Origin of the sequence: Methylobacterium sp. 88A (assembly GCF_000376345.1) — a bacterium.
Lineage (GTDB): Bacteria > Pseudomonadota > Alphaproteobacteria > Rhizobiales > Beijerinckiaceae > Methylobacterium > Methylobacterium bullatum.
This window is the reverse complement of record NZ_AQVT01000001.1, coordinates 2896049-2916884: the sequence shown is the minus strand read 5'-3', so window position 1 is coordinate 2916884 and position 20836 is coordinate 2896049. Positions and strand designations below refer to the sequence as shown.

17 protein-coding genes are annotated in these 20836 nt (G+C 68.2%); 8 read left to right on the top strand and 9 right to left on the bottom strand.

What is annotated here, in order from left to right:
• Positions 1-23: 23 nt before the first annotated feature.
• The 5 genes from hpnE to dxs all read right to left on the bottom strand — a co-directional run bounded on the left by hpnE (position 24) and on the right by dxs (position 6256).
• Positions 24-1340, bottom strand: coding sequence for a hydroxysqualene dehydroxylase HpnE (hpnE, locus tag A3OM_RS0114030; RefSeq protein ID WP_018044390.1), 1317 nt, complete (start codon positions 1338-1340; stop codon positions 24-26).
• Positions 1340-2194: a presqualene diphosphate synthase HpnD gene (gene hpnD / locus A3OM_RS0114025; RefSeq protein ID WP_026176024.1), complete on the bottom strand. Its 855-nt coding sequence runs from the start codon at positions 2192-2194 to the stop codon at positions 1340-1342. Before hpnD ends, hpnE begins: the two co-directional genes overlap by 1 nt.
• Positions 2191-3105, bottom strand: a complete 915-nt coding sequence (gene hpnC / locus A3OM_RS0114020; protein WP_018044388.1) for a squalene synthase HpnC — start codon at positions 3103-3105, stop codon at positions 2191-2193. The genes hpnD and hpnC overlap by 4 nt, the downstream gene beginning before the upstream one ends.
• Positions 3102-4142 carry a hopanoid-associated sugar epimerase gene (gene hpnA / locus A3OM_RS0114015; RefSeq protein WP_018044387.1) on the bottom strand — a complete coding sequence of 347 codons (1041 nt, stop codon included), beginning with the start codon at positions 4140-4142 and terminating at the stop codon, positions 3102-3104. The genes hpnC and hpnA overlap by 4 nt, the downstream gene beginning before the upstream one ends.
• A gap of 152 nt (positions 4143-4294) precedes the next feature.
• Positions 4295-6256, bottom strand: a complete 1962-nt coding sequence (dxs, locus tag A3OM_RS0114010; protein ID WP_026176023.1) for a 1-deoxy-D-xylulose-5-phosphate synthase — start codon at positions 6254-6256, stop codon at positions 4295-4297.
• Between the two features lie 367 nt (positions 6257-6623).
• Here dxs and A3OM_RS24020 point away from each other — a divergent pair, with 367 nt between their 5' ends.
• From A3OM_RS24020 to A3OM_RS0113985, 5 genes are all read left to right on the top strand, one after another.
• Positions 6624-6824 carry a hypothetical protein gene (locus tag A3OM_RS24020; RefSeq protein ID WP_018044385.1) on the top strand — a complete coding sequence of 67 codons (201 nt, stop codon included), beginning with the start codon at positions 6624-6626 and terminating at the stop codon, positions 6822-6824.
• Positions 6825-6826: 2 nt separating this feature from the next.
• Positions 6827-7735 (top strand): DNA/RNA non-specific endonuclease, encoded by a 909-nt coding sequence (locus A3OM_RS0114000; protein WP_043764726.1) that lies wholly within the window; start codon positions 6827-6829, stop codon positions 7733-7735.
• Positions 7736-7754: 19 nt separating this feature from the next.
• Entirely contained in the window at positions 7755-8039 is a 285-nt protein-coding gene (locus A3OM_RS0113995; RefSeq protein ID WP_018044383.1) for a hypothetical protein, read from the top strand.
• 300 nt (positions 8040-8339) lie between these two features.
• Positions 8340-9992, top strand: a complete 1653-nt coding sequence (gene ettA / locus A3OM_RS0113990; protein ID WP_026176022.1) for an energy-dependent translational throttle protein EttA — start codon at positions 8340-8342, stop codon at positions 9990-9992.
• A 392-nt stretch (positions 9993-10384) separates the two neighbouring features.
• Positions 10385-11269, top strand: coding sequence for a porin family protein (locus tag A3OM_RS0113985; RefSeq protein ID WP_018044381.1), 885 nt, complete (start codon positions 10385-10387; stop codon positions 11267-11269).
• Positions 11270-11519: 250 nt separating this feature from the next.
• Here A3OM_RS0113985 and A3OM_RS0113980 read toward each other — a convergent pair whose 3' ends face one another.
• From A3OM_RS0113980 to A3OM_RS0113970, 3 genes are all read right to left on the bottom strand, one after another.
• Positions 11520-12374, bottom strand: coding sequence for a formyltransferase family protein (locus A3OM_RS0113980; protein ID WP_018044380.1), 855 nt, complete (start codon positions 12372-12374; stop codon positions 11520-11522).
• Positions 12371-13141 carry an SDR family NAD(P)-dependent oxidoreductase gene (locus tag A3OM_RS0113975; protein WP_018044379.1) on the bottom strand — a complete coding sequence of 257 codons (771 nt, stop codon included), beginning with the start codon at positions 13139-13141 and terminating at the stop codon, positions 12371-12373. Before A3OM_RS0113975 ends, A3OM_RS0113980 begins: the two co-directional genes overlap by 4 nt.
• A 116-nt stretch (positions 13142-13257) precedes the next feature.
• Complete coding sequence (locus tag A3OM_RS0113970; protein ID WP_018044378.1) at positions 13258-14565, bottom strand: capsular biosynthesis protein; 1308 nt, start codon at positions 14563-14565, stop codon at positions 13258-13260.
• A 302-nt stretch (positions 14566-14867) separates the two neighbouring features.
• On the opposite strand from A3OM_RS0113970, the gene A3OM_RS0113965 reads away from it, so the two are divergent.
• From A3OM_RS0113965 to A3OM_RS0113955, 3 genes are all read left to right on the top strand, one after another.
• Complete coding sequence (locus tag A3OM_RS0113965) at positions 14868-16358, top strand: capsular biosynthesis protein (protein WP_043764724.1); 1491 nt, start codon at positions 14868-14870, stop codon at positions 16356-16358.
• Positions 16355-17803 carry an LTA synthase family protein gene (locus A3OM_RS0113960; protein ID WP_018044377.1) on the top strand — a complete coding sequence of 483 codons (1449 nt, stop codon included), beginning with the start codon at positions 16355-16357 and terminating at the stop codon, positions 17801-17803. The genes A3OM_RS0113965 and A3OM_RS0113960 overlap by 4 nt, the downstream gene beginning before the upstream one ends.
• A 279-nt stretch (positions 17804-18082) precedes the next feature.
• Complete coding sequence (locus tag A3OM_RS0113955) at positions 18083-19252, top strand: polysaccharide biosynthesis/export family protein (protein ID WP_018044376.1); 1170 nt, start codon at positions 18083-18085, stop codon at positions 19250-19252.
• Between the two features lie 169 nt (positions 19253-19421).
• On the opposite strand, the gene A3OM_RS0113950 is transcribed toward A3OM_RS0113955, so the two are convergent.
• Positions 19422-20795, bottom strand: a complete 1374-nt coding sequence (locus A3OM_RS0113950; protein ID WP_018044375.1) for an aminotransferase class I/II-fold pyridoxal phosphate-dependent enzyme — start codon at positions 20793-20795, stop codon at positions 19422-19424.
• Positions 20796-20836 lie beyond the last annotated feature (41 nt).

The window sequence follows — 20836 nt, the reverse complement described above, 5'->3', positions numbered from 1 at the left end:
CGCCGCCTGACGCGGCCCCTCTCTCACGCCGCGCCGCGCGTCATAGCTTCACCGCGTCCACTCGCTCCCTTGAGAAGCGCCTGTGCGGCCGTCGTTCCCGAACGGATCGCTCCCTCGATCGTCGATGGCAGGCCGGTCGCGGTCCAGTCGCCTGCCAGGACGAGATTGTCGTGGGCCGTCACGGCGCTCGCGCGCCGTGCGGCCTCTTTGGGCGTTGCCGCAAAGGTCGCCCGTTTCTCCTTGACGATCTGCCAGCTTGGCAGTTCCGGTGCAAGTCCGGTCAAAGTCGAGAGCTCGGCCCAGATCTGCTTCGCCAAGTCTTCGCGCGGCACATCCAGCAGGCGGTCGGCACCGCTGATGGTCACCGACAGTCGGTCCGGATAGGCGAACAGCCATTCCGTCAGACCATTCACCACGCCGAGCAATAACGGCGAGCCCTGTGGAGGAAGGATCGCGAAGTGAGCATTGACGATCGACCGGTAGGATTGCGGAACGGCCAGGCCCGGCAGCAAATCGGACGCCACCCAGGGCGGCAGGGCCAGAACCACCGAATCGTCGGGACCGAGCGTGATGGATTCGTCGCTGAACAGCAGCGTATCGACACGGCCCGCATCGGCACCGAGTCCGCGCAGGCGACGGCCGAAACGCATCTCGGCGCCGTGCTTGGCCAGATAGGCCGAAGCGGGGTCGATGAAAGCGACAGAGAGACCGCCCACGGCGATGAGCGGCCGGCAGGCGGCGCCGCCCGCGCCCAGGGTTTCGCGCAGGATCGTGGCGGCGAGCCCGACATCGCTTTCCTGCGGATCGGTGTTGAGGGCCGCGAGCAGAACCGGATGCCACAGGCGCTCGTAGAGCGGTCCGGAACATTCCATGCGCTCGCCGATCGTGCCCGCCCGGCCGGGGGCCTTGCCCGAAGCGGCCCTGAGGATGCTCAAGGGCGCGAGGTAATCCATGGCGCGGCTGCCGGGCACGCGGCGCGAGGCCTGCAGTACCCACCACGGCACACGGCCGGCATTCGGCCGCAGGGTCCAGCGCTCGCCGGTCTTCAGGTCGGCGAAGGGAAACTCGGCCTCGCCCGGCCCGGTCAGGGCATCGGCGGGGGCGCCCACCAGCTTCAGGAAGTCGAGGGAGGAGCGGTTGCCCGACAGCAGCAGGTGGTTGCCGTTGTCGATGGTCAGGCCGAGCGTCGAATCGAAATAGGAGCGACAGCGCCCGCCCGCCTGCTTGGCGGCTTCGTGCACGATGACGCGGCGCCCCTGCTCGGCGAGCGATACGGCGGCCGAAAGGCCCGCGAGCCCCGCGCCGACGACGTGAACCGTTCCGGTCTGTTGTCCCGTCATCACAGGATCCCGTGACGAAGCGCGACGCCCAGCAGGGCGAGCTTCGAGGGTTTCACGCGCGCGCGGGGCATGGCCCAGCCGCGCTTCAGCACCGCGTCGAGATAGAGCCGGTAGGCTGCCGCCATCAGGCGAGGGGCCTTCGTCTCCTTGCGGGGATTGCGGTCGATGATCGTCCAGGTATCGCGGTAATGGGCCTCCGCCTCCCTCGCCACGGCGATGCAGACCTCGCCGATGCGGGGATGGGCGATGGCGGCCTGGGGCGTCGGATCGGTCAGGCCGATGGCGGCGAGCTTCTCGCGGGGCAGGTAAAGGCGGCCGCGCTCGGCATCCTCGTCGATGTCGCGCAGGATGTTGGTGAGCTGCAGGGCGCGACCCTCGTGATGGGCGAGGCGGATGCCATCGGCTTCGGGCAGGCCGAAGATGCGCACGGACAGTCGCCCGACCGCGCTGGCGACCCGGTCGCAATAGAGATCGAGGGTGGCCTCGTCGGGGGCGACGATGTCCTCGAACGCATCCATCGCCATGCCGTCGATGACCGCCTGGAAATCCTCGCGCAGCAATCCGTAGCGCCGAATGGGCACCACGAGGTCGCGCACGCGCGGAGCCGGATTGCCGGCATAGAGGGCATCGATATCGGCGCGCCAGCGGTCGAGTTCGGCCGCGCGGACGGGCGCCGGGCCACCGTCGTCGGCGACGTCGTCCACCGAACGGCAGAAGGCGTAGACCGCGTACATCGCCTCGCGGCGATCCTTCGGCAGCAGCCGCATGGCGGTGTAGAACGAGGATCCGGCGGCCGGCAGGGCGGCGTCCTGCGCCATCGCGGGTTCCTGGGCGGGTGATGCGGTGGCGCTCATGACTGCGCTCCCTGACTCGCGACGCGCGTGGACTGTCGGCGCAGGATGCGCGAGCGGAATGGACGCCGCGCCAGGGTCGAGGCGATTCCGCCCAGAGCCGTCAGGGCGAAGCCCGCCTTGCCGTGATGGACCTTCTCCGAGAGCGGGTCGCGCGTGAGCAGCCCCTTCGTGAGCACCACGGCGAGGCGGTGGATCGCCGCGATCTCGAGGCTCAGGCGCAGGTCGTCGATAAGGTCGGGCAGCACCGCGCCCTCGTCGAGGAGGACCATGGTCCGCTCGGCGAGTTCACGGATGGCCGCGCGCAGGGCAGGGGTGGCCTTGTCGGCGGCGAGAGCGTCCACGGAGACGCCGTGGCGCTCCAGCACGTCCCGCGGCAGGTAGACCCGGTCGTTGCGGCGATAATCCTTCGCGCAATCCTGCAGGTGGTTGATGATCTGGAGCGCGGCGCAGATCGCGTCCGACGGTCCCCAGACCACGGCCGGATCCTCGCCGTGGATGTCGAGGACGAAGCGGCCCACGGGCATCGCGGACAGACGGCAATAGGCGATGAGGTCGTCCCAATCCTCATACCGGTTCTTCCGCGCATCGAGGCGGAAGGCGTCGAGGAGTTCGAGAGCATGCGTCGCCGGAAGGCCGCGCGCGGCGAGTTCCCGCTTCAGCGGCTCCGCCTCGCGGTCGGAGGGCCCCTTGCCGGTCAAGGCATCGGCGAGATCGTCGAGGAGCTCGACCTTGCGCTCGGGCGACAGTTCGGCATGGTCGGCGACGTCGTCGCCCGCACGCACGAAATCGTAGAACGCCAGGATCGCGCCGCGATTCTTCGGATGGATCAGGTGGGAGGCGACGGGAAAGTTCTCGTCCTTGTGCCCCTTGCCCGAACGCGCGTCCGTCGCGCTGTCGAGGGTTGCGGTCACTTCAGATACCCCGATTGGCGGAACCAGCCGAGGGCGTCCGACAGCCCCTCGCGGTAGGGCCGCGCGGAATAGCCGAGTTCGGCCCGTGCCTTGGCATCGGTGAAGAACATGCGGTAGCGCGACATCTTGATGCCGTCGATGGTCGCGAAGGGCGTCTTCCCTGTGATCCGGGCCATCTGTTCGGAGATGAACGCGATCGGGTAGACCACGGCGCGCGGCAGGTTGATGGTCGGCGCCTTGCGGCCGACCATGCCGGCGATGTCGGCGAGCATCTGCGACAGCAGGACGTTCTCGCCGCCCAGGATGTAGCGCTCGCCGGTGCGGCCATGGCGCAGGGCCAGGAGATGGCCGTAGGCGACGTCGTCCACATGGGCGAGGTTGAGGCCGGTATCGACGAAGGCCGGCATCCGGCCGAGGGCCGCTTCCACGATGATCCGGCCCGTCGGGGTCGGCTTGACGTCGCGGGGGCCGATGGGCGTCGACGGGTTGACGATGACCACGGGCAGGCCGTTGCGGGCCGCCATCTCCTCGACCACGCGCTCGGAGACGACCTTGCTGCGCTTGTAGGCGCCGATGGCCGTGCCGGGGGTGAGGGGACGCGTCTCGTCGGCGGGCGTGCCGTCGTCATGCGGCTTGATGGTCGCGACGCTCGACGTGTAGACGATCCGCTCGATACGGGCCCGGAGGGCTTCCTCCATGAGGATGACGGCGCCGTCGCGGTTGGTGCGGACGATCTCTTCCGGGTCCGGCGCCCAGAGCCGGTAATCGGCGGCGGCATGGACGAGGTAGCGCTGGCCGGCGAGCGCGGCGGCGACCGACGCGCGGTCACGCATGTCGCCCTCGACGATCTCGACGTCGTTCCACACGAGGTTGGTGCGCGGCGACGAGGCCCGCACCATGATCCGCACGGAGAAGCCGGCCTTGCGGAACACGTCCACGAGGGCGGCACCGAGGAACCCACTCGCTCCGGTAATGAGAACCGGGCCGGCATCGTAACGGCTCTCGTCGAACCTGCCGGAGGAGGTGGCCTCTGTCATTTCTCTCGTAGGGTCAGGGGATTGGACAAGGAGACGCGCCGGGGCGAACCGGCATCATGCCCGGCCTTTTCTCATCGTTAGGCGGGGCGAACAAGCGCAGCGCGGCCACACACGGAGACTTCCGTGCGCGGCCACACGCCGGGGGCCTCAGGTCAGGCGAGACGCAGGCGTCCGGCCTTCTGCTCGGGGAGGGCGGCCTGGACGGTCCTGACGATGCCGTCGGCGTCGAGGCCGGCCTCGGCGTACATCGCCTCCGGGCTGTTGTGGTCCTGGTAGGTGTCCGGCAGCGTCAGGGTCCGCACCCGCACCCGGCCCGTGTCCAGCGCCCCCTTCTCCGACAGGAGATGCAGCACCATTGCGCCGAAGCCCCCCACCGAACCCTCTTCCAGGGTGACCAGGACCTCGTGGCTCGCCGCCAGATCGAGGATCATCGCCTCGTCGAGCGGCTTGGCGAAGCGCGCATCCGCCACGCTCACGGCGATCCCCGCCGTCTCCAGCAGGTCGGCCGCCTTCAGCGCCTCAGACAGACGCGTGCCGAGGCTCAGCAGCGCCACCCGCGCCCCCTCGGGGCGCTTGACGATCCGGCCCTTGCCGATGGGAAGCGGCACGCCGCGCTCGGGCAGGTCGACGCCCACCCCCTCGCCGCGCGGGTAGCGCAGGGCGATCGGGCCGCTGTCATGGGCATGCTGGGTCGCCACCATGTGGACCAGCTCGGCCTCGTCGGAGGCCGCCATCACCACCATGTTCGGCAGGCAGCAGAGATAAGCCAGATCGAACGCGCCCGCATGGGTCGCTCCGTCCGCGCCCACCAGGCCCGCCCGGTCGAGGCAGAACCGAACGGCCAAGTTCTGCAGCGCCACGTCGTGCACGACCTGATCGTAGGCCCGCTGCAGGAAGGTCGAGTAGATCGCCACGAACGGCTTGTAGCCCTCCGTCGCCAAGCCGCCCGCGAACGTCACCGCATGCTGCTCGGCGATGCCCACATCGAAGGTCCGGTCCGGATGCGCCTTGCCGAACAGGTCGATCCCGGTGCCGCCCGGCATCGCGGCGGTGATCGCCACCACCTTGTCGTCGGCATCCGCCGCCTTGATCAGGCTCTCGCCGAAGACGCGGGTATAGGCCGGTGCGTTCGGCTTGGCCTTGGCCTGGACGCCCGACAGCACGTCGAACTTCACCACCCCGTGGTAGCGGTCGGCCGAGGCCTCGGCCGGGGCGTAGCCCTTGCCCTTCTGGGTCACGACATGGAGCAGGATCGGCCCCTGGTCCGAATCACGCACGTTCTTCAGGATCGGCAGGAGATGGTCGAGGTTATGGCCATCGACCGGGCCGACATAGTGGAAGCCCATCTCCTCGAACATCGTGCCGCCGCCCACCACCAGGGAGCGGGCATATTCCTCCGCCGCCGCCGCGCGCTGGTAGATCGCCTTCGGCAGGAGCTTGCCGAGCTGCTTGGCGGTCTCGCGCAGGCCGCGATAGGTCCCGCCCGAGGCGAGCCTGGCGAAATAGGCCGACATCGCCCCCACCGGCGGGGCGATCGACATGTCGTTGTCGTTCAGGATCACGATGAGGCGCGAATGCAGCGCCCCGGCATTGTTCATCGCCTCGTAGGCCATGCCCGCCGACATCGAGCCGTCGCCGATCACCGCGATCATGTTGCGGCGCCTGGGCGCGGGCGCGCCCTTGGCCTTGGCCGACGCCTCGTCGAGGTCGCGCGCTACCGCCATGCCGAGCGCCGCCGAGATCGAGGTGGAGGAATGCGCCGCCCCGAACGGGTCGTAGACGCTCTCCGACCGCTTGGTGAAGCCCGACAGCCCGCCCGGCTGGCGCAGGGTCCGGATCCGGTCGCGCCGCCCCGTGAGGATCTTGTGCGGATAGGCCTGGTGCCCGACATCCCACACGATCCGGTCGTCGGGCGTCTCGAACACGTGATGCAGGGCCACCGTCAGCTCGACCACGCCCAGACCCGACCCGAGGTGACCGCCCGTCACCGACACCGCGTCGATCATCTCCTGACGCACAGCGTCCGCCACCGCCTGAAGCTGGCTCTCGGGAAGCGCGCGAAGAGCAGACGTCTCGTCAAGCCCGTCGAGGATCGAGGTTTCTATCCGTGACAATGGCTCACTCACTTCTTTGAATCTGATATCGGATCGACAGGGCGCCCCACCTGCCGCTATCGGCTTCGGGCAGGGGCCGACGATCCTGGTGATGACAACGTTCCGCGCCGCGAGGTCGTCGCGCACTATAACGCCACTATCGGTCAATACCACGCCGACGTTGCAGAGCCGCTGACCGCTTCCCAAGCTTTTGAGCGTTCGAACGGCCACGGGAGTTAAGGATTTGCGGCCGATCGATCAATGTCGAAGAATGGCTTTTCCGCCATCGACGACTTCGCTGCGAGCCGAGATGAACTGCTTTCGCCGCCTGTCCGCACTACTGTCGATGGGGCTCCTGGCCTGTGTGACGCTTTGTCCTGAACCCTTAGTGGCCTCGCCGCTCTCGATCCCGGCGCCCGTCCTCGAATTGAGGCTGCCCTGCGACAGGCTCGACGGCTGCCGGAATCCCGGCTCGCCGCCGCAACCCGACCGCCAGGTCGAGCCGTTCGGCGGCACACTCGGCCGGCCCTGCGCCTATCGCTGGCGGCCGACGCCCTCGGGCACGCGCAAGGTGCGGATCTGCCGTTGAGCATTCCGGTTCGGCGGAACGGGCGGCGCTCGGCTGCGGCATGCCTCCTCCTCGTCGGGCTGGCGTGGCCGGCGAGCGAGGGCGAGGCGGGGTTTGCCTGCGCCTCGATCTTCGCGAACGGAAAGGAGCCGGTCCTCGTCAACCGTAAGCTCGCCCGCGAGACGACGAGCCTTTGCTACGAAGCCTTCGCGGTGCTGCATTCGGGCGTGTCGCGCACCCCCGTCTACGCTTCCGAACTCCTGACGCGGGCGAGCGTCGCCAAAGCGCGGACCGTCGACCGGACGGATTCCTTCCACGAGGAGGACCGCCTGCCGAATTCCGTCCGCGCCCGGCTCGACGATTACGTCCGGAGCGGGTTCGACCGAGGCCACATGGCGCCGGCCGGAGATATGCCGAGCGCGGCGGCGCAGGCCGAATCGTTCAGTCTCGCCAATGTCGTGCCCCAGGATCGTACCCTGAACAGGGGCCTGTGGGCGGCGATCGAGGAGAGCGTCCGCCGCCTCGCGGTCGCGCGCGGGCGCCTCTTCGTGGTCACCGGGACGATCTATGCGGGCAGCACCATCGATTCCCTCGACGGCCGCGTCCTCGTGCCGACATCCCTGTTCAAGGCGGTCTACGATCCCGGGCGGAGGGAGGCGGCGGCCTATCTCGCGGCGAACCGGGCCGATGCGGAATGGCGGTCGGTCCCCCTCGGCGAACTGACCACCCTGTCGGGCATCGACGTCTTTCCCGGCCTCGTCGCGACGGCGATGGACCTGCCCGAGCCGCGCACCTATTCCAGGGGCGACACGGCCGGCGAGCGTCCGAAAGGGCGCATGCGCGAGGAACCGGGATTCGGCGAATGGGCGCTCGCAGCGCTTCACCGCATCGCGCGGCGCCTCCTCCGCGAGGTGCTGAGGTCGATCTTCTGACGATGCGGGGAAGACGGACATGAAGAAGACTGCCGAGACGGAGGCGACTCCCCCGACCTTCACGCCCTTCGCGGACGACGCCACCGTGGAGACCATCGGGGGGCTCTCCGTGGAGAACGGGTCGGGGTCGATCGCCATTCACGGCAGCCTCGACCTGCCGCGCGACAGGATGGGACTGGATCGCGCGCGCAAACTCAAGGCGGTCGCCGACGCGATCGTGGCCGCGCTCGAAGCCAGCGACCTGCCGGACGAGGCGCCGCGCGCCGCATCGAACTCCCGGACGGTCGAGAACCCGTTCGCGTGATCCGACGACGGGGCGGGCTCGGAAAGAGCGGCCGTCGCCCGCTCCCGCAGCATACCCGTTCTTGCCGCTGACCCGCCGCCCTGATACTTCCAGCCATCGTCCGACGCGGTGCGGTTTCGAGGACGGCTCGCCGCCGTTCGACGCCGCCGCACGCGGGACGGCCCGGGCAGGCCGGAGCAACGCGCGCCGCTTTTCATGGCGCGCGACCTCCGCGGCAAGGCCCACCCACGCCATTTCCGGCGGCCGATCCAGCGCCCCCGCGCCAAGCCGCCCCGCAACAGTCAAGGATACCGGACGCTCATGGCGCGCGAATTCATCTACCACATGAAGGGTCTCACCAAGACCTATACCGGCGGCAAGAAGATCTTAGACAACGTCAACCTGTCGTTCTATCCGGACGCCAAGATCGGCGTGCTCGGCATCAACGGCTCGGGCAAGTCGACTCTGCTCAAGATCATGGCCGGCATCGACACCGAGTGGACCGGCGAGGGCTTCGTCGCCCAGGGCGCCCGCGTCGGCTACCTCCCGCAGGAGCCGCAGCTCGATCCGAACAAGTCGGTGCGCGAGAACGTGATGGAGGGCGTCGCCGAGAAGCAGGCGCTGCTCGACCGCTACAACGAACTCGCGATGAACTATTCCGAGGAGACGGCGGACGAGATGACCGCCCTCCAGGACCAGATCGAAGCCAAGGACCTGTGGGAGCTCGATTCCAAGGTCAATCAGGCCATGGAGGCGCTGGGCTGCCCCAGCGACGAGCAGCCCGTCGCCACCCTGTCGGGCGGCGAGCGCCGCCGCGTGGCGCTCTGCAAGCTGCTGCTCTGGGAGCCGGAACTGCTGCTCCTCGACGAGCCCACCAACCATCTCGACGCCGAGACGGTGAACTGGCTCGAAGGCCACCTGAAGCAATATCCCGGCGCGATCCTGATCGTGACCCACGATCGCTACTTCCTCGACAACGTCACCGGCTGGATCCTCGAGCTCGACCGCACCCGCGGCTACCCCTACGAGGGCAACTACTCGGCCTGGCTGATCCAGAAGCAGAAGCGCCTCGCCCAGGAAGGCCGCGAGGACATGGCCCGCCAGCGCGCCATCAACCGCGAGCAGGAATGGATCTCGGCCTCGCCCAAGGCGCGCCAGTCGAAGTCGAAGGCCCGCATCACCCGCTACGACGAGCTGGTGGCCAAGCAGAACGACAAGATCGACGCTTCGGCCCAGATCGTCATCCCCATCGACGAGCGGCTCGGCAACAACGTCATCGAGTTCGACCACCTCAACAAGGCGTTCGGCGACCGGCTGCTGATCGAGGACCTGTCGTTCAAGCTGCCGCCCGGCGGCATCGTCGGCGTCATCGGGCCGAACGGCGCCGGCAAGACGACCTTGTTCAAGATGATCACCGGCCAGGAGAAGCCCGACGGCGGCACCATCTCCGTCGGCGAGACCGTGCATCTCGGCTATGTCGACCAGTCGCGCGACGCCCTCGATCCCGGCGCAACGGTCTGGCAAGAGGTCTCGGGCGGCAACGACATCATCTATTTCAACAAGCGCGAGATCAATTCCCGCGCCTATTGCGCGGCCTTCGCCTTCAAGGGTTCCGACCAGCAGAAGAAGGTCGGCACGCTGTCGGGCGGTGAGCGTAACCGCGTGCACCTGGCCCGCACGCTCAAGGGCGGTGCCAACGTACTGCTCCTCGACGAGCCCACCAACGACCTCGACATGGAGACCCTGCGGGCGCTGGAAGAGGCGCTCGAGGATTATGCCGGCTGCGCCGTGATCATCAGCCACGATCGCTGGTTCCTGAACCGTATCGCGACCCACATCCTCGCCTTCGAGGGCGAGAGCCACGTGGAATGGTTCGAGGGCAACTTCTCGGATTACGAGGAGGACAAGAAGCGCCGCCTAGGCGCCGATTCCCTGATGCCGAAGAAGATCAAGTACAAGAAGTTCTCGCGCTGACGACGCGGCCCGGTCCAGGACCGGGCCGTTTTCGTATGGCCGGCCCATGGCGGGGCGAGAGGCCGAGGCAACGATGCCGCACCGGATCGAGTGGGTAGAGGCATCGTTCTTGCCAGGCCATCCTCCAGAACTTCGCCCGGCCTTCGCATAGACCGGCACGATTTTGGCAGGAGGCCCAGCGTTGAAGCAAAGATGATCGAAACGTTACCGATCTCGATGCCTTCGGATTTTCGCTCCGCAGAACGGAATTTCTGAGGGGGGCTGCCACCGTATCGATGGAGATCGGCCGACGACGCTCGTTTCTACGTTAGGGTGTGGCTCGCGGGTCATAGGCGAGCCGTGGGGGAGGGGCTAATTTGACCTCAAGGTCAGCCCCCACGGACATCCTCATCATGATCGCGAAGCTTCTTCTCGCCGGCACCGCCTCCGTTCTTCTGGCCGGCGCCGCTTCGGCCGCGGATCTTCCGCGCCGCGTCGCCCCCCCGGCAGTGTTCTCGCCCGTCCCGGTCTTCACCTGGACCGGCTTCTATCTCGGCACCCATAGCTCCTACGCCTGGAGCGACAATCAGACGATCCGCACCACCGGCAACAACGGCCCCGGCAGCGGGTTCACCAACACCCAGCTGAACGTCGCCCAGAACCGTCGTCCCGGCACCTTCCGATCCGAGCAGGACGGTATCGGCAATGTCGGCGGTGGCATCGGCTACAACTACCAGCTCACCCCCGGCTCGGGCTTCGTGATCGGCGTCAACGCCGACGTGACGTGGACCGACATCAGCAAGAGCTACGCTTATTTCGGCCCGGCCCTCGCCGCCAATGCCGGCATTCCCGATCCGAGCAACCTGCGCCAGCGCCTCGACTATCTCGGCACCGTCCAGGGGCGCATCGGCTACGCCTTCGACACGGTCCTCGTCTACGGCACCGGCGGCTTCGCCTACGGCAACGTCAATTACGGCGCCAACTTCTTCAATGGTGCCGGCACCCTGGCCTATGCCGGCCGCTACAACGACATGGAGACCGGCTACGCCTATGGCGGCGGCATCGAGTGGGCGATTCCCACCGACAGCTTCCTCAACCGTTTCAACTTCATCGGCAGCTTCATCGGCGCCAGCGCCATCACGCTGAAGGCCGAGTACCTGCATTACGACCTCGGCAGCCGCAGCGTGCTCGTGAACGCCACTGGCCTCACCGCCGCAACCGGTTCCTACACCTCGCGGTTCAACACCGAGGGCAACCTCATCAAGGCCGGCTTCAACTACAAGTTCGGCGGCCTCTGAAGTCACCGCCTGCCGGAGCGCATTGCGCCGCCCGGCATGCCAATTCGACGGTCAACGACATGGCTCGATCCTCCGGATCGGGCCATGTTCGTTTGGAAACAAGGCCATGATGCCGCCGTGCCGGCCCGGGTGTAGCGCAATGGCGATGGCGGCCGTTCGAGACCGCTTCTCCAGCCATTCGGTGGGTCGCGCAGCCTATCGGCCGACCTGTCCCGCAAAGCCGCCCGCGCGATCTGTTTGCGACACGTGCTCAGGCCTTCGCATTCACGCCCAGCGCGGCCCGCAAGTCGGCGCTGTCGATGAGCTTTCGCCCTTGGCTGGCCAGGCGCGCCAGCAGGGCGCGATCCGGGAAGTGGCAATAGGGCAGGGGCTCCGGCGTGATCCCCTCCTTCAGCGTGTCGGATGCGATCTCGTCCAGCACCCGGTCGAGGAGGATGCGCCCCCGCTCGTGCAGCAGGATCGCGGCACGGGTGGCGGTGGTGCCGGACGGCAGGTCCGATGCTTCCTGCGCGAGGATCGCCCCCGCGTCGATGGCGGGCGTCAGGCGATGGATCGTGACTCCGAAGGCGGGATTCTCTTCCGCCAGCGCGTGGATCGTCGGCACCGGCCCACGATGGCGCGGCAGCAGGCCGGGATGGAGGTTGAGTCCCCCGAGCGGCGCCAATGCCAGTGTCGCGGCGGAAAAGATCTGGTCGAAATGAAACGCGACGATGAGATCCGGAGCATGGGCCTCGAAGGCCCGGGCCGCGTCCGGTCCGTTGACGTCGTCGATCCGCAGGGTCGGAATACCGAGCGTTCGGCACAACGCCTTGAGCGGCGTCGCCGTGGTCGCGTCTCCGGCCCCGGTCAAGCGCCTCAGCAGCCCCGATGCCGGAGCCAGCAGATCGGGCAGGCCGAAATTCACCGCGAGATAGGGCAGGAAGGCCGGGCCGGAGCGGGCGAGGTGTCGCCGGACCTGACCACTTAAGCCGCCGGAACTCGGACGCTCGGCATTCGACAGGCCGACAAAAGCGATATCCTCGGCGTGATCCCGCACGAACCGGCGTACGGCACGGGCATTCGGCAGGGCCTCCAGCACGAACAGGGCGATGCGCGGGCGGGTCATCGTTTGTTGCGTCCGACCTTGAACCGGAAGCCGCGCATGGAGCGGCGGCGCAGGCCCTCCGGCAGCAGGGCCGATCCGCGCGCCAGGGAGGCGAGGGGCTCGGGAAAGGCGATGATGTCGAGATCGCGCGCGAGGCCGCGCGCGATGCGGGCGGCCGCCTCCTCGGCGCTCATCTCCATCGGGCGCCAGCCCTCGTAATCCCCGCCCATGGTGGTCTTCACATAGCCGGGCGTCACCACGTTCATCTTGACGCCTCGGGGGGCGAGCTTGGCGCGCAAGGCCAGGCCATGCGCGAGCAGTGCCGCCTTGGTGCCGCTATAGGCCGGAGCGTCGGGCAGGGGCGCGAAGGCGGCGAGCGACGAGACCAGGGCGATCTGGCCGCTGCCACGCGCCAGCATCAGGGTGACGCAGGGCAGGGCGACGTTCAGGGCACCGTTGAGATTCACGTCCACGGTCTCGAACGCCATCGCCTCGGTCTCGATCTCTCCGCCGGGATGGCCGCCATTAATGCCGGCATTGACGATGACGAGATCGAGGGGCGCGGCCGCGTGGGTTTCGCGCAGCCATTCGGCCACGGCCGGCCTGTCGCGCACGTCGAGGGAACGGGTCGACACGGTTGCGCCGAGATCGCGGCACGCGGCGGCGACGGCATTCAGCCTATCGATGCCGCGCGCATTTAGAACGAGGTGTGTGCCGGGCGCGGCGTAATGCCGGGCAAGGGCCGCGCCGATACCGCTCGAGGCACCGGTGATGAGGATGACGGGCATGGGCCTGTTCTAGAGCATCATTCTGGCAAACGGGAACCCGCTCTGGGAGGAGATCATGCCGTACCGATAACGGGACGCAGCGGCTTGCCCGGAATGAACCGAGGCGCGGCGATCGCTCAGTAGACGGGAGAGAGTTCCGGGGTCCTCGTCGAGCGTTCGCGGATCGCCTGTGCCGCCGCCAGGGCCGGGGCCGGAAGCCTGGATTCCAGCCGCAGGACGCTGCCGGCCACGGCCCGGTCGATGGACGGGCGGGAGAAGAAGCCGCCATTCACCTGGGTCCGGTGAAGGACGACACGGCGGAAATCCCCCATCAGCGCCATGTCCGGTGCTTCGGGCTTCGTCCAGAACGTATCGAGGCCGCCCTGATGGGTCAGGCCGGGCAGGTTGTAGATCGCCTCGCCCGCGGCGACGGTCGGACGTCCGAGTTCGAGGGACAGCATCCCGACTGTGCTGTTCACGAGCACCACGCCCCGGCTGCCGGCGATGAGCTTGGGCAGGTCGCCGCCATCGATGAAATCGAGCCGCTCGTCCACACCGTGGCGCCGGGCGGAGTTACGGGCGTGCTTGCGCCAGTTCACCAGTCCACTGTCGAGCGGGTGGAGCTTGATCAGCAGTCTCGAGCTCTCGGACGCATGGGCGGCAAAGGATGCGATGACGCGATCCATGAACCCTTCCACCCCGAGGAAGGGCGAGTGGACACGGATCTGATAGTCGCTGTCGAGTTGCAGCGGCAGCAGGAAGTACTCTTCCTTGCGCGCCGCATAGATCTCGTTGAGCTCCCGTGCCTGGCGCCGCGTGCGGCTCCGGCCGGCGAACTTCTTGATCCAACCCACATATTCGGCCGCCACATGAATCGGCCGATGGCTACGGAAATGCGGGAAGAAGTAGGGAAACCCGATATTGGCGATGTTGTAGGCCACGTCCCACAGGCTGCGGCGGGCCATGTCGCCGCTCGCCGGCATCGCGCGACCGGGCCGCGGCAGGCGGCGGGCGATGGCGCGGATCTCGTCCGCACAGCGGGGCAGCGAGGAATGGCCGTTGACGCCGCCGAGCTCACACGTGATCCAGTTCGGCCGCAGGTAACCTTCTTCGAACACATGGATGCGGATGCCGAAGGGCTCGGCTGCTTCGCGCGCGGCGACATGATAAGGACGGCAATCGCCGAACAGGACGATATCCGTCACGCCGTGCTGGACGATGTAGTCGGCGATGTAGGCGTCCCAGCCCTCGCGGGGGCCGCGGTAATTGTCCGAGCCGAGGCGCCAGAACAACCAGTCGCCCGAGGAGAAATTGATACGTCGCACCTGATGGCCGCGCTTGAGCAGCGCCTGACCCAGATCGGCGAAGAACGGCGAGGCGATCCCCTGCAGAAACAGGAAGGTCGCCGGCCTCTCGCGCGTGATGTCTACGCGTGTCGGCAACATGCGGAAGTGCTTGCTCCTGCGCCCTAGGCGGGCGTGTCGAATGGGCACGTACGTCGCCCTCATCGCACGAATGGTGCAACGCGGCAATTGCGTAGCACGGCCCCGTCGATGGAATTCCTGGGGGCGTGATGTGTCGGCAACAAGGCGCCTTGTCGACCCCGTCGAACCCCGACACCGATGGCCCGTCGCGAGGCGAGATCGGATCGCCTGAGGGCGCGGATCGTCGTATGGGTGCCCCTCCCGAACCGGATCAGCGATTGCCGTTGCCCCATCTTTCGACGCCATCTGCCTCGGCCGCATCGATAGCGACAGGCTCGCTGCTCGCCGCGAGCCGGCCCGTCCGGGCCCTGCGGGCTGAGATCGAATCCGTGACGGGCCTCCGTTTCGGCCGGGGCTGGACGCCGGGAACGATCGGCGTGGTCTGGGGCCGGGGCGGCCTCACGGCGTCGAGCCTGCGGCTTGCCGGTCGCGCGATTCTCACCGTCGAACCGGGCCCCCTGCTCAGCCCCTACGATTCGCCGGCGGCGGGACTGTCGACCCTGCGTCTGACGCTCGACGGCGCGCCGTTCGGGGGAGAGGCCGGGATCCACGCATTCGACCCATGGACGCGGAGACCGATTTCGCTCGGGGAATGCCGGGACAAGGTGGCATGGCTGGAAGGCCGGTTCCGGGACAATTCCCGCCCCACCGTCCTCGTCGGCATCTCGCGCTGGAAGCGGCCGGCCCTCGATGTCTTCGTCGGCGGCCCGTCCGGCAAGCCCGTCCATGCCATGAACGCCGAGGATGCCGTGGCGAAGGCCAGGGCCGGAAATGCCCGCATCCTCGCCTGGGCGACGCGGATGCCTGAACGACTGCCGGCGCTCTGCGCGGAACAGGGCATTCCCCTCGCGCGGATTGAGGATGGGTTCCTGCGGTCCGTCGGCCTCGGGGCGAGCCTGCAGCCCGGCGCCTCCATCGTGGTGGACGACAGCGGCATCTATTACGATCCCCGCACCGAGAGCCGCCTCACGCGCATCCTCAAGACCGAGGATTTTCCGCCCGAACTCGTGGCCCGGGCGTCGGCCCTGCGCCGACTCGTGGTGGAACGGCGCCTGACGAAATACAATGTCGGCCTTTCCGGAGACGCATCGGGTTGGCCCGAGGACCGGCGCATCGTGCTGGTGCCGGGCCAGGTCGAGGACGATGCCTCGGTGCGGCACGGCTCGCCGCATGTCCGCTCGAATCTCGAACTTCTACGCGCGGCCCGCGCCCGCAATCCGACGGACTTCCTCCTCTACAAGCCGCATCCCGACGTGGAGGCCGGGTTCCGGCCAGGCGCGATCCCGGAGGCCGAAGTTCTGGCCCTGGCCGACAGGATCGTGGCCGGCCTCTCCATCGTCGATCTCCTCGACCGGGCGCACCATGTGGAGACGATGACCTCGCTCGCAGGGTTCGAGGCCCTGATCCGGGGCTTGAGCGTGGCGGTCCATGGCCGCCCCTTCTACGCCGGCTGGGGGCTGACCGAGGATCTCGCACCAGGCGCCGACAAGGGCCGGCGGCTCGCCCTCGACGAACTCGTGGCAGGCGCGCTCCTCGTCTACCCGCTCTATCTCGACCCCGTGGCGATGAAGCCGTGCACGCCCGAACAGCTCCTCGACCGGCTGAGCGAGAGCCGCGAAGCGGCGGCGCCATCGAAGCTCGCCCTCAGCCGCCGGGCACAGATCGTCATGCGCCTGCGCTATGCCGTGCTGAACCCCATCGTCCGCCTGATCCGGGCGCGGCGGGGGATCGGCAAAGGTGGCGACAAGGCATGACGATCCCCGCCGCTCTCGCCATGGCACTGATCGGCTCCCTCGCCATCGAGGCGTGGGACGGTGCGGGTCGTCGGCCCATCGGCCGTCGTCCCGCCGAACTGGCCCTGCGCCTTGCCGGCTATGCGCTGCTCACGGCTTTCTGGTTCTGCTTCTCGTGGCGCCCCTGGCTCGCGGCCTTCTCCTGCCTTCTCACCGTCGCGATCCTCGTCGTCGTCAGCCGGTTGAAACAGGCAGTGATCGGCGAGCCGCTGGTCTTCAGCGATTTCGCCCTGCTGCGGCAGGTGCCGCGCCATCCAGACCTCTACTATACGCGGCCGCTCACAGACCCGCGCATGGCCATCCCCCTCGGGGCGAGCCTCGCCTTCGTCGCCCTGTGGTACTGGATCGAGCCCACGGCGCTGCCCGAAGAGCCGAGCGTCGCCCTCGTCGCCCTCATCGGCTTGCCGTGCCTCCTCGTCGGACTGGCCTCCGCGCTTGGCACCGGACGTCCGGCGCAGTGGCTCGCGGCCCGGTTTCCCCGGCCCGATCTCGACGCGGATTGTGCGCGCTACGGGTTGCCGGCCACGATCATCGCCTATGCCCTGCGTTGGAGACGCGAACCACCGCCGCCGGAGTCCACCGACGACGTCTCGCTCGGGCAATCCGGTGCGGCACCGGTGGTGGTGATAGTTCAGCTCGAATCCTTCATCGACCCGACGCGGCTCGGCGGGCCGGCCCTGCCGCTCATGGAGACGATCCGGACCCGCGCCTCGCGCCACGGCCGGCTGACGGTCCCGGCGCACGGCGCCTACACGATGCGGACGGAACATGCGGTGCTGACCGGGAGAGAGCCGGGGAGCCTCGGGTTCGGGCGCTACGATCCCTACCTCAGCAACGGCGGCGACGAGCCGGCGAGCATCGCCCGGCGGGCGTCGCGGGCGGGCGTCGCGACCGTCTTCGTGCATCCCTTCCACCGCGATTTCTTCCATCGTGCCGAGGTGATGCGGCGGTTCGGCTTCGCGCGCCTCGTGATGGAGGAGGATTTTGCCGGTGCCCCGCGCATCGGCCCCTATATCAGCGACGAGGCCCTGGCAGCGCGCATCCTCGCGGAGGTCGAGGCAGCGACGACACCCGTCTTCGTCTTCGCCGTGACCATGGAGAACCATGGGCCGTGGAAGCCCGGCCGGCTCGACGGCATCGACGATCCGCTGGCGCAGTATCTCCACCACGTCGCCCATACCGGCCGGGCCATGGAGACCCTGATCGCCGGCCTCGAGGGACGCGATGCGATCCTATGCGTCTATGGCGATCACGCCCCGTCCCTGCCCACCTGCCGGCCGGGCTTCGGCGACACGACCACGGACTATGCCGTTTTCGGGTTCGGGACCTTCCGTGACGGTCCACAGCGGGTCGATGCCACCGCCCCCGAGCTCGGCCGTTTCCTCCGGTCAGTCATCGGGGGATGATCGGCAGAACGACCGGGATCGGCTATCGGCTCACCATCGTGCTGACACGAACGTGACCGAGGCGGACCGGCGCATCGTTCCGACAATGCGATAGTGGAACGATCGTTAAACGATCGAAGAGATTTGGCGCTATCAAGAGTGGACCGTTCGTGACGACCGGCCTCGCACCGGCCGGCACGGCTGGCGACCGAGACCGGCGCTGACGGACGGTTCGTATCCGCCGACCGACACGTGATCCGACAAGACACTCGTCGTGGGGGCGGGTCTGAGGAGAGTTCGATGTTACCCAAAGCCACGCTGGCCATCGCCATCGCCGTCACGGTGTCGGGCTGCAATGCCTTCCTGCCCGCCGCCGGTCCGTCGACCTCGGCCGTGGTGGAAGGAAGCGATCAGGCGACGAGCGAGGGGACCTTCGCCCGCTACGAGTTCATCGAGGTGAACTCCGCCGTGGTGGAGGCCTTGCGCGGACGCCCCCTCGACAGCCTGCTGTCCTCGTTCGGTGACGGACGCATGCCCTCGGAACCGGTGATCGGGATCGGTGACGCGGTCGCCGTTTCGGTGTTCGAAGCTGGCTCGGGGGGCCTCTATTCCGGTCCGCTCACGGTCAACTCGATGTCCGCGGGCTCGAAGGCGGCGCAGTTGCCCGAGCAGATCGTCTCGCGGGACGGGGCCATCTCGGTGCCCTATGCCGGCCGGATCAAAGTCGCGGGGCGCCGTGCCCAGGACGTCCAGGCGCTGATCGAGACCGAGCTCGCCGGCAAGGCGATCCAGCCGCAGGTCATCGTCACCGTGAGCCGGCCGGTCTCGCAATCCGTCACCGTCGGGGGTGAGGCGGTGGGCGGCGCCCGCGTCCCGCTCGGCACCCAGGGCGATCGCATCCTCGATGTCATCGCCACGGCTGGCGGCGTGAAAGCCCCGGTCAGCGAGACCTTCGTGCGCCTGTCGCGCAACGGCAGGACGGCAACGGTGCCGCTGACCACCGTGGTGTCGAACCCCAAAGAGAACATCTACCTGCGCCCCAACGACAACCTCACCCTGGTGCGCGATCCCCAGACCTTCCTGGCCATCGGAGCACTGGGCACCTCCAACGAGATTCCGTTCCAGGCCGAGGGCATCACCCTGGCGCAGGCGCTGGCCAAGGCGCGCGGCCAGAGCGACGCCGATGCCGACCCCACCGGAACCTTCCTGTTCCGCTTCGAGCCCGCCCCGGTGGTGCGCCGCCTGAAGCCCGGCAGCCCGCTCCTCGGCACGCCGCTCGTGCCGGTGGTCTATCGCTTCGACATGCGCGACCCCAACAGCCTGTTCCTCACCCAGGCCTTCCGCATGCGCAACCGCGACATGATCTACGTCTCGAACGCGCCGTTCACCGAGGTCAAGAAGGTCCTCTCGGTCTTCGCCGCGGCGTCCCAGCCGATCACCACCGGCGTCCGCGTGGGCGGCGCTTTCTGAAGGGTGAGCCCCGTAGGGGCAGGACGGCGGATCGCTCGACCGATACGCGCGGCCCTCGCGATACGGGGGCTTCTGCGTCGCGCCATCCGGCCGATGGTGCCGGCCTCAGGATCTCACTCATTGCGGGCGATGCCGCGCCGCCTGCCCGGCGGAGCCGGGCAGGATGCTCTCAGGGCTTGCCGCGCTTGGCCATGAGCTGCTCGATCAGCGAGCCGCCCTTCTCGATCTCGGCGAGTTCCTCGGCCACGGCCGCCACGGTCTCGCGAATCTGCTCGGGCGTATGCTCGGAGGTGATGAAGAAGCGCAGGCGCGACGAGCGCTCGGGCACCGCCGGGTGGATGATCGGCTGCACGTTGATGCCGCGCTTGTACAGGCGGTCCGACAGGGTCACCGATTTCAACGAATCCCCGACGATGACGGGAATGACGGCGAGGCCGAGGCTCGTGCCGGTATCGAGCCCGTGCTTCCTGGCGCAGGACAGGAACAGGTGGCCGTTCTGGCGCAGGCGCTCGACCCGGTGCGGCTCCGCATGCATCAGGGCGAGTGAGGCTTCGGCGGCGGCGGCCAGCGGCGGAGACAAGCCGACGCTGTAGATGAAGCCGCCGGCGGTGCATTTGAGATACTCGATCAGCGCGGCCGGCCCGGCGATGTAGCCGCCGCAGGAGGACAGCGTCTTCGACAGCGTGCCCATCCAGATGTCGACGAGGCGCGGATCGACGTCGCAATGCTCGGCGAGGCCGATCCCGCTCCGGCCGAGGACGCCGAGGCCATGGGCGTCGTCCACCATCAACCAGGCGTCGTAGCGCTGCTTCAGGGCGATGAGGCCGGCGAGATCCGGGGCATCGCCGTCCATGCTGTAGAGACCCTCCACCACGATGAGCGCACGGCGGTGCTCGTGGCGGGTGGCACCGAGCAGGGTCTCCAGGGCGTCGAGATCGTTATGGGCGAAGGAGCGGCGCTGGGCGCCCGAGAGCTGCGCCCCGGTGACGATGCTGTTGTGGCTCAAGGCGTCGTGGAAGATCACGTCGCCGGGTTCGAGCAGGGCGCCGATGGTCGTGACGTTGGTGGCGTGCCCGCTCACCATCACCACGCAGGCTTCCGTCTCGTAATGCTCGGCCAGCGCCTGTTCGAGGCTGAGATGTCCGGGCCGCTCGCCCGCGACGATCCGGCTCGCCGAGGCCGACGTGCCGTACTCGTCGATGGCGCGGCGCGCCGCCTCGCTCACATCCGGGTGCCCGTTGAGGCCGAGGTAATCGTAGGACGAGAAATTGATGAAGCCCTTGCCGGCGATGCGCGTGGTGGCGCCGGCCTTGGTCTCGTGGACCCGGAAGAACGGATTGCCGAGGCCGATCAGGTCGGCGGCCGAACGCTGCAGCCGCAACTCCCGGTAGCCGGGCAGGGACTCGAACTTCTGCACCGAGGCGTCCGTCGTCTTCGCCTCCGGGCGCGGTGCGGCCTGACGGCTGGCGTTGCGGCCAAGGCGATTGGTGACGAAGCCCGCGAGTGCCGCGCGGCCACCGTCGGGACGGGGTGGGTTGGACATACGGATAGGGTCTTCCGGTTGCGGATCACGAGGGCTGGCTC